Source organism: Streptomyces zhaozhouensis (assembly GCF_900230195.1).
Lineage (GTDB): Bacteria > Actinomycetota > Actinomycetes > Streptomycetales > Streptomycetaceae > Streptomyces > Streptomyces zhaozhouensis.
Map to the genome: position 1 here is coordinate 392,113 of NZ_OCNE01000001.1, position 13,693 is coordinate 405,805.

Below are 13,693 nucleotides of genomic sequence, written 5' to 3' on the forward strand. Positions count from 1 at the left end.
CGGGTCGGCGGCTCGTTCTGCGGTTGTGCCAACCAGTGACATCTCCCCCAGCGACACCCGGCGGCCCGCTCCCGCGCTGGCCATCGACCAGGCCGAGGCGGCGCTGGTCGAGCACTACCCCCGGCTGGTCAGGCTCGGGTACCTGATCCTGCCCGCCTCCCTGGGGCGCCACCGTCGGGTGCTCGACGCGCACGCCCTCGCGCAACGCGCGTTGCCCCGCGGCCGCTCGGCGGAGGAGGCGCCGCCGGTGCTGCCGGCACAGCGCGGCGGTCCGGCCGCCCCTCCCCCGGTGACCGACGCGGGGTACGCGCTGCTGCGGCTGCGGGTGGTGCGCGCGGCGTTGGCGGCGCAGCGGCCGGCGCGGTGCGCGGGGCGCGAGCTGGAGTGGCTGCCGAGGCTGCCCCCGGCGCTGCCGCGGGTGTGGGGGCTGCGGCTCTTCCCCAAGGCGGGCGAGCCGGACGAGGTGGCGCTGGACCAGCGGCTGGGGGTGCTCTCGCCGGCGGCGCGCGCGGCGTACGCGCTGCGCAGGATCGACGGCCTGAGCCCGGCCGAGATCCGGCTGCTGCTGGCCGGTGCCGGCGAGCGGGAGCAGCGGATCGAGTCGGCGATGGCGGCGGCCGACTCGGTGGAGAGCGAGGCCCCGCTGATCGACCCGTGCGCGCTCCAGGCGCGCCCCACCGACCTGTTGCGCCGGCGGCGGCGCGGCCGGACGGCGCTGCTCGTCGCGGTCGCCTCGGCGGTCGTGGCGGGCGGTCTCGCGGTGTTGCCCGCCGGTTGGGGCGCGGACGGCGCCGCGGCCCCGCCGTACAGCGAGAACGCGGCGGCCCGCGCGGCGCTGGACCCGGCGGGGCTGCGCCAGGCGTCGGCCGACGCCTGGCGGCACGGCCCGCGCACCGACTTCTCGGTGTGGCCGGCGCGCGGTTCCGCGCTGGACGACACGGGCCTGCTGCGGCGTGCGTTGGCGGTGTGGGCCAGGCCGGGGGACGACGTGCGGGTGTCGGCGACGCCGGGCACGCAGTCCGGGCCGCCGCCCGGCCCGGCGCAGTTGCTCTTCGCGGGCGAGGTCGGCGAGGTGTCGGTGGTGTTGCTGCACGACGGGCTGCGGCTGGTGCGGTACGCGGAGCCGACGGGGGCCAGGGACGGCGAGGTGGCGCTGGACCTGGCGCGGACCGACGGCGCGGGGCTCGCGGAGTCCTCGGCCGTGGTGCTGGCGCGCGGCGACGGCAACACGCGGTATCTGACGGCGCCCTGGGTGACGGAGGCCGCGGCGGCGGATCTGCTCCAGCCGCGGACGGCCGCCGCCGAGCTGCCGGTGGACGAGGAGGGGGTGACGGGCCCGGTGCACGCGGCGGCGGAGGACGACGCGTGCACGGAGGTGTCGGCGCTCCAGCTGACGGCGGAGGGCGCCGAGGGGCCGCTGCTGCTGGCGGACCTGGGCGAGTTGACGCCGGCGCGGCTGACGCACGGGGCCCCCGGGGTCGCGGGCGAGGGGGGTTCGTTGAGCACGACGCGGGAGGCGTGGGCGCCGTTGGCGTGCCATCTGCCGTCGATCGGCGGCGGCGGGGTGCGCGCGGTGAACGCGTGGGAGTTCGCCACGCAGGCGCTGCCGGGGGACGGCGGCACGGCCCGGTGGGTGTGCGGGCGGGCGGAGACCTGGCGCGGGACGGGTGCGCGGGCGTGGACGCACTTCCTCGACCCCTCGCGCGGGGAGGAGGAGCCGGCGGTGGTGACGGCGTCGGCGCAGGACACGGCGTCCTGCGGGGAGCGGCTTCCGGGCGTGGTGAGCGCGGTGTTGTGGCGCTCGCCGGAGGGCGGCTGGTATCTGCTGGCGGCCGGCAGCGAGGAGGTCGAGGGGATCGCGGCCGGGGGCGGGGTCACCGGCAGGGGCGAGGGGCGGACGTTGGCGCTGCCGGCCGAGGAGGGGGCGCAGGCGCGGCTGACGGGGACGTTGAAGGACGGGGGCGAGCTGGCGATGCTGGGCGACTGAGGCGGGGAGGTCCGGGCGCCGGACCGCTTCGCAAGCTCTTTCGCAAGCACTTGCGGGCTGCTACGTTGCCCGCGTAGCCCCGACCGGGCGGAGGGCCGTCACGGCCTCACGCGCCCGCCCGGCCGGGGCCTTCCGCTGCCTCGGAACGCCGCGGACACGGGGGGTTGACGAGGCATCACGGTCGGCCATGCGCTCAACTACCAACGGATTCAAACGCGTTGGCTAGGCAGGGACGCGATCCTCCGTTACCTTCTGGGGCGTTTCCCCGGTCCTGTCCGGCTCTCGTCCCGCACTCCTCCGGCACGGGACCCGGGGAAGCGCTAGCGATTCTGTGTGACTCTGTTGCCGCTGTGCGCAGGAGTCGAGCACGGGCAGGCCCTCGGGAGACCCCCGACGCCCGGGCTCGGCCGCTCCCCCCGTCCGCATCCCACACAGGAGTTCACCCATGCCCCTGTCTGTGACCAGAGCCGCCAGGCGGCTGGCGGGAGCGCTGCTCGCGCTTCTGCTGCCCGTCTCGTCGGCGGTCGCGCTGGCGCCCTCGGCGTCCGGCGCGCCCGCCTGGGAGCCGAAGGAGCCCCCGCTCACCACCCCGTGGACCGACCAGGTCGGCCCGGACAACGCGCTGCCGGAGTACCCGCGCCCGCAGCTGACCCGTCCCGACTGGCTGAACCTCAACGGCGTCTGGGAGTTCACCGGGGCCGAGGACCTCGACTCCCCGCCCGTCGGCGAGACGCTGGAGGAGGCGGTGCTGGTCCCCTACCCGATCGAGTCGGCGCTCTCCGGCATCCAGCGCCACGAGGACACCATGTTCTACCGGCGCGCCTTCACCGTCCCCGAGGAGTGGGCGGGCGACCGGGTCAAGCTGAACTTCGGGGCCGTCACCTGGGAGGCCAGGGTCTGGGTCAACGGCACCGAGGTCGGCCGCCACACCGGTGGCTTCGACCCGTTCTCGTTCGACGTCACCGACGCGCTGGTGCCGGGCGGGAACGAGATCGTGGTGGGCGCCCACTCCCCCGTGGACGCCGGCGACTTCCCCATCGGCAAGCAGCGCCTGGAGCCGGACGGCATCTTCTACACCGCCAACTCCGGCATCTGGCAGACGGTCTGGCTGGAGCCGGTGCGGGCCGCGCACATCACCCACCTCGACACCACGCCCGACGTGCCCGGCGGCGCGCTGGACCTGGTGGTGCGGGCCGAGGGCGCCGAGGGACACGGGGTGCGGGCCGAGGTGCTCGACGGAGGGACCGTCGTCGGCAGCGCCACCGGCGAGGTGGGCGGCACGCTGTCGGTGCCGGTGCCCGACGCGCGGCTCTGGTCGCCGGACGACCCGTTCCTCTACGACCTGCGGGTCACGCTCACCGGGCCCGCCGGGACGGCGACCGGCGACAGCGTCGGCGGCTACTTCGGGATGCGCTCGCTGGGCATGGCCGAGGTCGGCGGGGTGATGCGGCCGCTGCTGAACGGGGAGTTCGTCTTCCAGCTGGGGACCCTCGACCAGGGCTACTGGCCGGACGGGCTGTACACGGCACCCACCGACGCGGCGCTGGCCTGGGACCTGGAGCAGCAGAAGGAGCTGGGCTTCAACATGGTCCGCAAGCACATCAAGGTGGAGCCGGCGCGCTGGTTCTACCACGCGGACCGGCTGGGGCTGATGGTCTGGCAGGACATGCCCTCGCCGGACACCGTCGACGAACCGAGCGCCGAGGGCAAGGCCCACTACGAGGCCGAGCTGACGCGGATGATCGAGAACCTCCGGGGCATCACCTCGATCGTCCAGTGGGTGCCGTTCAACGAGGGCTGGGGCGAGTACGACGCGGGCCGGATCGTGGACCACGTGCGGGAGCTGGACGACACCCGGCCGATCAACCACAACTCGGGCTCCAACTGCTGCCTGTCCGACCCCGATCCGGGCAACGGCGACGTGATCGACGACCACGCGTACCAGATGTCCGGCGGCACCAGGCCACCGGACGCCGAGCGGATCGCGGTACTCGGCGAGTACGGGGGCCTCGGCCGGGCCGTCGAGGGCCACGAGTGGGAGCCGGGCGCCGGCTTCGCCTACGGCGAGCTGTACCCGGACGAGGCGTCGTTGACCACCCGCTACGCCACCATCACCGAGGAGGTCGCGCGGTTCGTCCACACCAGGGGCCTCTCCGGTTCGGTCTACACCGAGCCCTACGACCTGGAGAACGAGGTCAACGGCCTGTGGACGTATGACCGGCAGGTGCTGAAGGTCGACGCCGAGCGGGTGCGCGAGGTCAACGCCGGCGTGCTGGCGCAGGCCGCCGGCACCGAGGTGCGCACCGGCGAGCCGGTCTCGCTGCGGGTCACCACGGACGGCCACACCGACCGCTTCCTGCGCCACGCGGACGGCGCGGCCCGCACCGACGCGATCGACGAGGACTCCCCGGACGGGGACCGGCGGGACGCGGTCCTCCTCAGCCGCCCCGGGCTCGCCGACGACGCCTGCGTCTCGTTCGAGGCGAGCAACCGGCCGGGGCACTACCTGCGCCACGACGGGGAAGGCCGGGTGCTGCTGGGCGCGGAGAGCGAGGGCGAGGCGGCGGCGGACGCCACGTTCTGCGCCACCGCCGGGCTCGGGGGCGGCGGCAGCTCGCTGGAGTCCCTCGACACGCCCGGCTCGTTCCTGCGCCACTTCGCGGAGGGCGTCCACCTGGCGCGGGAGGGCGGCGACCGGCCGTGGGACACCCCCGAGTCGTTCGCCGCCGACGCCACCTGGGCCGTCACCATCCCGCTGTGGCGCAGCGGCGCCGAGCTGCCCGTGGGCGAACGGATCTCGCTCGGCGTCACCACGGACGGCTACACCGACCGGGTGCTGCGGCACCGGGAGTCGCTGGCCAGGACCGACGTGATCGACGGCGGCAGCGGAACGCCCGACCGCGAGGACGCCACCTTCGTGGTGCGCCGCGGCCTGGCCGACTCCTCCTGCTACTCGTTGGAGGCGGCGAACGAGCCCGGCAGCTATCTGCGCCACTCCTCGTTCCGGGTGCGCCTGGACGCCGACGACGGCAGCGAGCTCTTCGACCGTGACGCCACCTTCTGCGCCCAGCCGGGCGCGGGGGGCGACGGCGTGCGGCTCGCCTCGGTCAACGAACTCGACGCCAACGTCAGGCACTTCGCCGAGGAGGTGTGGGTCGCGGTCAACGGCGGTCCGCACGCCTACGACCGGCCCGAGTCCTACGCGGCCGACGTGAGCTGGCGGGTGCTGCCGGCGCTCGCCCCGTAGGAGCCGGTGCCCCGCGCCGGGCGGCGCCGTCGGTCAGCCGACGGTGCCGTCCGGGCGGCGGCGCAGGGCGCGGCCCGGGAGGGCGCCGGTGGGGCGGCCGTCGTCGATCACCGGGACGCCGCCGACCAGGACGAACGGGATACCGCTCGGCGGCAGCCTGGGCTCGTCGAAGGTGGCGTTGTCGGCGACCGTCTCCGGGTCGAAGAGCACCAGGTCGGCGCGGTAGCCGGCGCGCACCAGGCCCCGGTCGGCCAGCCCCAGCCGCCGCGCGGGGGTGCCGGCCAGGTGCGCCACGCACTCGGCCAGCCCCAGCACGCCCAACTCCCGCACATAGCGCCCCAGATAGCGCGGGAAGGTGCCGTGGCCGCGCGGGTGCGGCCGGGCCGTCGCCAGCAGCCCGTCGCTGCCGCCGGTGTGCGCCGGGTGGCGCATCAGCGCGCGGACGTTCTCCTCGTCGCCGACCAGTTGCAGGATCGCGGTGGAGAGCGCGTCGCCGAGCAGCAGCCCGACGCACACCTCGAACGGCTCCCGCCCGTCCCGCGCGGCCAGTTCCGCGACCGTGGCGCCGAGCGCGGCGCGGTCCCGGGAGCCGGCGATCCGGATCGTCTCCCACTCCACGGGCACCCCGTGGCAGCCGTCGGAGCCGGCCACCTCCAGGTCGTGGCGGACCCGGGCCAGGGCCGCCGGGTCGCGCAGCCGCGCGAGCGTCGCGGCCGGGCCGCCTTCGGCCGCCCAGCTCGGCAGCAGCGCGGCCAGCGTCGTGGAGCCCGGCAGATAGGGGTAGCTGTCCAGTGTCAGGTCGACGCCGTCCCGCTCGGCCGCCGCCAGCAGCGCCAGCAGCTCGCCCGCGCGCCCCCGGTTGACGGAGAAGTTGAGGGTGGCGTGCGCCAGGTGCAGCGGGCAGCCCGCGCGGCGCGCCACCTCGACCATCTCGGCGTAGGCGTCCAGCGCGCCGGCGCCGTAGGAGCGGTGGTGCGGGGCGAAGAACCCGCCGTGCTCCGCCACCACCCGGCAGAGCGCGACCAGCTCGTCCGTCGGGGCGTACATCCCAGGCGGGTAGGTCAGCCCCGCCGACAGGCCCACGGCGCCCTGCCGCAAACCCTCGGCGACCAGGGCGCGTTGGGCGTCCAGCTCGGCCTCGTCCGCCGGCCTGGCCGCCCAGCCCATGGCCATCATCCGCACGGAGCCGTGCGGCACGAGATAGCAGGCGTTGACCGCGACGCCCCGGTCCAGCCGGTCCAGGTAGCCGGCCACGTCGCGCCAGTCGAAGTCGAGTCCCGGCGGGTCGCCGTTCCAGCCGGCGATGGCCTGCCGCACCTGCGGCAGCGTGGTGTCGTCGACCGGCGCGTACGACAGGCCGTCCTGGCCCAGCACCTCGCAGGTGACTCCCTGCGCGACCTTGGCGGTGTGCGCCGGCTCGGTCAGCAGGCTCAGGTCCGAGTGCGCGTGCATGTCGACGAAACCGGGGGCGAGCGCCAACCCGTCGGCGTCCAGCACCCGCCGGCCGGTCAGCCCGGCGCCGCCGACCGCCGCGATCCGGCCGCCGTCCACCGCGACGTCGGCGCGCTCCGGGGGCCGGCCGCTGCCGTCCACCACCAGCGCGCCCCTGATCAGCAGCTCGGCCATCGTCCGCTCCGTCCCTCGCGCCGCCCGCCGTTCCGCCGACGGGTCCGCGTGGTCTACCCTGCCGCCGGCACCCACCCCGGCGAAAGGCGGCCCGATGTCCGAGATCCCCGCGCGGAACCCCGAGCCCGGCACGGCGAAGACGGCGGTGCGCACCGAGGCCGCGCCGGCGCCGGCGTGGAACTTCTCGCAGGGGCTGCGCAAGGGCCCGCTGCTCCAGGTCTCGGGGCAGGGGCCGCAGGACCCGGCGACCGGCGTCTATGTGCACGCGGGCGACGTCCGCGCCCAGACCGCCCGCACGCTGGAGAACGTGCGGGCGGTCCTGACGGCGGGCGGCGCGGGCGTGGAGGACGTGCTGATGTTCCGCGTCTACCTCACCCGGCGGGAGGACTTCGCCGCGATGAACGAGGCGTACGGCGCGTTCGTCCGCGAGCACTGCCCCAGCGGGGTGCTGCCCTGCCGCACCACCGTCTTCGTCGAGCTGCCGCACCCGGAGATGCTGGTGGAGATCGACGCGCTGGCCGCCGTCTGAGCCGGCGGGCGGTGCCGGGTCGTCAGCCCGGCGCCGCCGCGGTCGAGCCGCGCACCACCAGCTCGGGCTGGAAGACGAACTCGGTGTGCTGCACCGGGTTTCCGTTGATCTCCTCCAGCAGCGCGTGGACGGCGGCGCTGGCCATGGCGGTGACGGGCTGGCGCACCGTGGTCAGCGGCGGGTCGGTGAACGCGATCAGCTGCGAGTCGTCGAAGCCGATCACCGACACGTCGCCCGGCACGGTCAGCCCGCGCTGCCGCACCGCGCGGACCGCGCCCAGCGCCATCATGTCGCTGCCGCAGACCAGCCCCGTGCAGCCGGCGTCCAGCAGCGAGGCGGTGGCGGCCTGCCCGCCCTCCACGCTGAAGAGGGTGTGGCGCACCACGCCCTCCACCGGCCGCGCGCCGTCCTCGGCGAGCGCGGCCTCGAACCCGCTGACCTTGCGCCGCACCGGGACGAACCGGTCCGGGCCGACGGCCAGACCGATCCTGCGGTGTCCCAGCTGGCGCAGGTGCGCCACCGCCATCCGGCTGGCCGCCGCGTCGTCGGGCGAGACGAAGGCCGCGCCGATCCGCTCGTTGAAGCCGTTGATCAGCACGAACGGCACGCCCCTGCCCGCCAGCCTGGTGTAGCGGGCGGGGTCGGCCGAGGTGTCGGCGTGCAGCCCGGACATGAAGACGATGCCGGTGACGCCGCGCTCGACCAGCTGCTCGACCAGCTCGTCCTCGGTGGCGCCGCCCGGCGTCTGGGTGCACAGCACCGGCGTGTAGCCGTAGCCGGCCAGCGCCTGCTCGATCACCTGCGCGAAGGCGGGGAAGATCGGGTTGGTCAGCTCCGGTATGACCAACCCGACCAGCCCGGCGCTGCGTTGCCGCAGCCGCACCGGACGCTCGTAGCCGAGGATGTCCAGCGCGGCCAGCACCCGCTGCCTGGTGGCCGCCGCCACGCCGGACTTGCCGTTGAGCACCCGACTGACGGTGGCCTCGCTGACCCGTGCCTGCTGCGCGATGTCGGCCAGCCTGGCCGGCTGGGGAAGGGCTCCTCCCGGCTGGCTCACTCCCGCCACCAGGCGGTGGTGTCCGCCGGCAGCGGCCCGTCCGCCCGGCAGGGCCCGCTCGCGAGCAGCAGCCGCGCGCCGGCGCACGCCTCGGGCAACGCGACCGGCGCGTCGGTGGTGTTGGCCACCACCAGCACCGCGCGGCCCTCGGCGTCGACGCGGCGGAACGCCAGCACGCCCTCGCCGGCCGGCAGCCACTCCACGCCGTCGCCCGCGCCCAGCGCCGGCTGCTCCCGACGCACCGCGAGCGCCGCACGGTACAGCTCCAGCGTGGAGTCGGGGTCGCCGCTCTGCGCGGCCACGGACAGCTCGCCCCAGCCGGCCGGCTGCGGCAGCCAGCCGGCCGCGCCGCCGAAGCCGAACGACTCCCCGTCCCTGGTCCACGGCAGCGGCACCCGGCAGCCGTCGCGCAGCCCGTCCTGTCCTTCCTGCCCGTCGCCGCCGCTGCCGCGCCGGAAGAACGCCGGGTCCTGGCGCACCTCGTCCGGCAGGTCGGTGACCTCCGGCAGGCCCAGCTCCTCGCCCTGGTAGACGTAGGCGGAGCCCGGCAGGCCCAGCATCAGCAGCGTCGCCGCCCGCGCCCGCGCCAGCCCGCCGCCGAGCCGGGTGCGGTGGCGGACCACGTCGTGGTTGGACAGGACCCAGGTCGTCGGCGCGCCGACCGGGCGCATCGAGTCCAGCGAGGAGTCGATGACCCGCCGCAGCTCGGCGGCGTTCCACGGGGTGTTGAGGTAGTGGAAGTTGAACGCCTGGTGCAGCTCGTCGGGACGCACGTACAGCGCGGTCCTGCTCTCGTGCGGCGTCCACGCCTCGGCCACGCCGATCCGGTGGCCCGGGTACTCGTCGAGGATCTGGCGCCAGGCACGGTAGATCTCGTGGACCCCGTCCTGGTCGAAGAAGGGCAGCACCTGGGTGCCGAGCATCCGCAGCTGGCCGGCGTGGCCCATGTCGGGCAGCCCGGCGGCCTTCACCAGGCCGTGGGCCACGTCGATGCGGAAGCCGTCCACCCCCATGTCGAGCCAGAACCGCAGCACGGAGCGGAACTCGTCCCGCACGGCCTGGTTCTCCCAGTTGAAGTCGGGTTGCTCGGGCGCGAAGAGGTGCAGATACCACTCGCCGTCCGGCTCTGGCAGCCGGGTCCAGGCGGGGCCGCCGAAGATGGACTCCCAGTCGTTGGGGGGGAGTTCGCCGTCCGTGCCGCGCCCGGGGCGGAAGTGGTAGCGGTCCCGCAGCGGCGATCCCGGGCCCTCGCGCAGCGCGCGGCGGAACCACTCGTGGCGGTCGGACGAGTGGTTGGGCACCAGGTCGACGATGATCCGCAGGCCCAGGTCGTGGGCGTCGCGGATCAGCGCGTCGGCGTCGTGCAGGTCGCCGAACATCGGGTCGATCGCCCGGTAGTCGGCGACGTCGTAGCCGGCGTCTGCCTGGGGCGAGGCGTAGAACGGGCTCAGCCAGACGGCGTCGACGCCGAGCTGCGCCAGATACGGCAGCCGGGCCCGGATGCCGGCCAGGTCGCCCATGCCGTCGCCGTTTCCGTCGGCGAAGGAGCGCGGGTACACCTGGTAGATCACCGCGTCCCGCCACCACTCCGGCGGGCGGGGGGCCGCCGAGGGCGCGGCTTCGGGGCGGGGGGCGCCGGCTTCGCTGGTCGGCCGGGTGCGGTCAGCGAGGTGCTGGGTCATGACATCCCTGGTTTTCGGGCGGGAGGGGCGGCGTGGGGGGTGGGGCGTGTGGGTCCCGTTGCTTCAGGACTTGGTGGCGCCGGCGGTCAGTCCGGACTGGAGATGTCGCTGGGCGTAGCCGAAGACCAGCGTCGCCGGCACGGCGATCAGCACGGCGGCGGCGGTCATCAGGTGCCAGTCCTGGGTGTGCTGGTTGACGAAGGTCTGGAGGCCGCCGGCGAGGGTGAGGTTGTCCTCGCCGGTCATGAAGGCGGTCGCGTAGGCCACCTCGGCCCAGGCCGTGACGAAGGTGTAGAAGCCGGTGACGGCCAGCCCCGGCTTGGCGAGCGGCATGATGAGCCGCCAGAAGGTGCCGAACGGGTTGAGCCCGTCGACCCGCCCCGACTCGTCGATGGAGACGGGGATGGTGTCGAAGAAGCCCTTCATCATCCAGGCGCAGAACGGCACCGCGATGGTGAGATAGGTGACGATCAGCGCGACCGGCTGGTTGAGCAGGCCGTAGCGCGACATCAGGTTGTACAGCGGCACGATCAGCACCGCCATGGGGAACATCTGGGTGATCAGCAGCGTCCACATCAGCGGGCGCATCCCGGGGAACCGGAAGCGGCTGAGGGCGTAGCCGGTCGTCGAGGAGATCAGCACCCCGATCACGGTGGTGACCAGCACGATCAGCACGGAGTTCCCGAACCAGGTCAGGAACGCGGTGTCGTTGACGACGTGGTCGTAGTTGTCGAGCGTGAAGTCGGCGACCAGCGAGAGCGAGAAGGTCTCGCTCTTCGGCTTGAACGAGGTCACCAGCAGCCACAGCGGCGGGAAGAGCGCGATGAACGCGGCCGCGAGCAGCGTGAGATGGAGGCCGAAGGAGGCCAGCGGTCCGCGCTCGCCGCGCCGCCGCACCCGCCGGCGGGGGGTCGGCGCGCCGGGGCGCGCGGGGCCGGGGACCGGCAGCGGCTCGGTCCCGTCGACGCGGGTGGTATCGGTCGCCATGGTCACCACACCTCTCCCTGTCGGCGCAGCGCCCTGCGGTAGGCGATGGCGAACAGCACGAGCAGCAGCAGGATCAGCACGCCCCAGGTCGCCGAGCCGGCGAAGTCGCGGGGGCTGTTGACGAAGGCCAGCCGGAACGCCTCGGTGACCAGGATGTCGGTGGAGCCGGCCGGGCCTCCCCTGGTCAGCAGGAAGATCACCGGGAACATGTTGAACGTCCAGATGGTGGAGAGCAGCACCACCGTCATGCTGACCGAACGCACCCCGGGCAGCGTGATGTTGACGAAGCGCTGCCACGCGTTGGCGCCGTCCATCTCGGCCGCCTCGTACTGCTCGGCGGGGATGGACTGGAGCGCGCCCAGCATGGCGATCAGCATGAACGGGACGCCCAGCCAGACGTTGACCGCGATCACGGAGATCTTGGCCCAGGTCGGGTCGGAGAGCCAGGCGATCCCCTCGACGCCGCCGGAGTCGAGGACGCCGTTGAGGATGCCGTTGCGCTCGTTGAAGAGCATCCGCCAGGCGAAGATCGACACGAAGGCCGGGATGGCCCACGGCAGGATCAGCGCCATCCGGTAGAGGGTGCGGCCCCGGAAGACGCGGTTGAGCATGTTGGCCAGGCCGAGGCCGACGAGGAAGGTGATGCCGACGCAGGCCACCGTCCACAGCACGGTCCAGCCGAGCCGGTCCCAGAAGACGTCGTCGGTGAGGACGTCGGTGTAGTTCTCCAGGCCGACGAAGTCGTAGGTGGCCTCGATGGTGTTGACGCCGATGGTGCGCTCGACGTTGGCCTCGTCGGCGTCGGTCAGCGACAGGTAGACGCCGCGGACCAGGGGGTAGCCGATGATCACGGTGATGACCGCGACCACGGGCGTGATCATCGCCCAGGCGTACCAGTAGGCGGCGAGCCGCTGCCGCAGGGAGCGGCCGGTGCGGCGGGGCCCCGGCCTCCCGGCCCCGGCGTCGGCCGGGGTCGGGGGCGCGGTGGCGGTCCCGCCGCCGGGGGTGGTGTCGATGGGGTGAGCCGCGTCAGCCATGTCTCGTGCCCTCCGTCCCGTGGGGCCCGTGCTCACTGCCAGTCTTCGAGCAGGTCACGGTAGGCGTCGCCGGTGTCCCGCGCGGCCTGCTCCGGGGAGGCGGAGCCGGTGAGCATGGCCTCGATGGAGGTGCGCAGCGGGTCGAAGAGCGACTGCGCCTGCGGGATCCAGGGGCGCTCGTGGGCGACATCCACGGCGGGCTTGAAGAACTGCACCATCTCGTTGCCCTCGACCGCCGGCTCCGCGTAGACGGACTCGCGGGTGGGCAGGAGGCTGAGCTCCTCGGTGATGCGCGCCTGGGTCTCGGCCGAGCTCATGTACTTGACGAACTCGAAGGAGGCGTCGGCGTCGGGGGTGCCGGCGTAGACGCCGTAGTTCCAGCCGCCGAGCGGGGAGCCCTGCTGGGCGCCGCCGCCGGGGACGGGGGCCACGCCCAGGTCGTCGCCGAGGGCGTTCCGCGCGTCGGCGATGGCCCAGGGGCCGTTGATCATCATGGCGAGGGAGCCGTCGGCGAAGCCCGACATCATGTTCTCCCAGCCGTCGCTGGTGTCGGTGATCGCGACACCGGACTCGACCAGGTCGTTCATCTGCTCGAAGGCGGCCACGCCGGCCTCGTCGTCGATGGTGACCCGCTGGTCCCCGGCGTCCACCAGGTCGCCGCCCTCGCCGTAGAGGAAGGGCAGGAACCAGTACGGGTCGTCGCCGCGCACGTAGAGCGGGGTGGCGCCGGTCTCCTCCAAGGCGTCGGCGTCCTCGCGGATCTGGTCGAGGGTCTCGGGCACCTCGACGCCGGCCTCCTCCAGCAGCGCCTTGTTGTAGAAGAGCGCGAGGGTGTCGGTGACCTGGGGAACGGCGTAGGTCTGGCCGTCGTACTGGGTGCTCGCCCAGGGCTCGGCGAGGAAGTCCTCCTGGTCCTCCAGGGCGGCGGTGTCGTCCAGCGGGTAGAGGTAGCCGAGGCTCGCGAAGTCCGCGACCCAGGCCACCTCGGTGCGCATCACGTCGGGGGCCTCGTTGGCGCCGGCGGCGTTCTTGAAGCGGTTCTGCGCGTCGTCGAAGCCGACGTTGACGTAGTCGACGGTGACGCCCGGGTGCAGGTCCTCGAACTCCTTGGCGACGGCCTCGAAGACCGCGGCCTCGGTCTCGTTGGAGGTGTCCCAGTAGGTGACGGTGCCGGACAGCTCGCCGTCCGCTCCCCCGCCGCCGTCCCCGCCGTCGTCCCCGCCGCAAGCTGTTGCCGCAACAGCCAGTGCTGCCAGCACGGCCGTGGTCCCTATGCTGCGCCGCATGTGAACTCCTTCAACCGTTCGCCCGATATGGGGCGGTATGACCACCCTATGCGCCGCGCCACTGCGGCGCCGGGCCGAGCAGGAACGTAACAGTGGCGCAAGACTTTGGAAAGACCTTGCCGCAACTTTCTGCAAAAGTGCGCTGGACAGGTCTTTTCCCACCACGGAGCGCACACGCGACCGCCGGGCGGCGGAGAGCGCTCCCGCAACGCCCCGCCGTTTTCCGGCCGGAACGGCGGGGGTCGCCGGGGCGCG

Annotated in this window: 8 protein-coding genes and 2 pseudogenes; 4 read left to right on the forward strand and 6 right to left on the reverse strand. The window is 74.0% G+C overall.

The window, feature by feature from the left end; translation table 11 throughout:
- Positions 1 to 25 precede the first annotated feature (25 nt).
- From CRP51_RS01820 to CRP51_RS30215, 3 genes and pseudogenes are all read left to right on the forward strand, one after another.
- Complete coding sequence (locus tag CRP51_RS01820) at positions 26 to 1,987, forward strand: hypothetical protein (RefSeq protein WP_097229122.1); 1,962 nt, start codon at positions 26 to 28, stop codon at positions 1,985 to 1,987.
- 445 nt (positions 1,988 to 2,432) lie between these two features.
- Positions 2,433 to 4,742 (forward strand): annotated as a pseudogene (locus CRP51_RS01825) (AbfB domain-containing protein); the annotation flags it as partial.
- Between the two features lie 63 nt (positions 4,743 to 4,805).
- Positions 4,806 to 5,234 (forward strand): annotated as a pseudogene (locus CRP51_RS30215) (AbfB domain-containing protein); the annotation flags it as partial.
- 33 nt (positions 5,235 to 5,267) lie between these two features.
- On the opposite strand, the gene CRP51_RS01830 reads toward CRP51_RS30215, so the two are convergent.
- The gene (locus CRP51_RS01830) at positions 5,268 to 6,860 is read right to left on the reverse strand and encodes an N-acyl-D-amino-acid deacylase family protein (RefSeq protein WP_097229124.1); all 1,593 of its coding nucleotides are present in this window, start codon (positions 6,858 to 6,860) and stop codon (positions 5,268 to 5,270) included.
- A 94-nt stretch (positions 6,861 to 6,954) separates the two neighbouring features.
- Here CRP51_RS01830 and CRP51_RS01835 point away from each other — a divergent pair, with 94 nt between their 5' ends.
- A complete protein-coding gene (locus CRP51_RS01835) occupies positions 6,955 to 7,389 on the forward strand; it encodes a RidA family protein (protein WP_097229125.1) in 435 nt (144 codons plus the stop codon).
- A gap of 22 nt (positions 7,390 to 7,411) precedes the next feature.
- On the opposite strand, the gene CRP51_RS01840 is transcribed toward CRP51_RS01835, so the two are convergent.
- The 5 genes from CRP51_RS01840 to CRP51_RS01860 form a co-directional block, all read right to left on the reverse strand.
- The gene (locus CRP51_RS01840) at positions 7,412 to 8,446 is read right to left on the reverse strand and encodes a LacI family DNA-binding transcriptional regulator (RefSeq protein WP_245880299.1); all 1,035 of its coding nucleotides are present in this window, start codon (positions 8,444 to 8,446) and stop codon (positions 7,412 to 7,414) included.
- Positions 8,443 to 10,128 (reverse strand): glycoside hydrolase family 13 protein, encoded by a 1,686-nt coding sequence (locus tag CRP51_RS01845; RefSeq protein WP_097229126.1) that lies wholly within the window; start codon positions 10,126 to 10,128, stop codon positions 8,443 to 8,445. Before CRP51_RS01845 ends, CRP51_RS01840 begins: the two co-directional genes overlap by 4 nt.
- A 63-nt stretch (positions 10,129 to 10,191) precedes the next feature.
- On the reverse strand, positions 10,192 to 11,115 hold the full coding sequence (locus CRP51_RS01850; protein ID WP_097229127.1) for a sugar ABC transporter permease: 924 nt from the start codon (positions 11,113 to 11,115) through the stop codon (positions 10,192 to 10,194).
- Between the two features lie 2 nt (positions 11,116 to 11,117).
- A complete protein-coding gene (locus CRP51_RS01855; protein ID WP_097229128.1) occupies positions 11,118 to 12,152 on the reverse strand; it encodes a carbohydrate ABC transporter permease in 1,035 nt (344 codons plus the stop codon).
- Between the two features lie 32 nt (positions 12,153 to 12,184).
- A complete protein-coding gene (locus CRP51_RS01860) occupies positions 12,185 to 13,438 on the reverse strand; it encodes an extracellular solute-binding protein (protein ID WP_097229129.1) in 1,254 nt (417 codons plus the stop codon).
- Between the last annotated feature and the right edge of the window lie 255 nt (positions 13,439 to 13,693).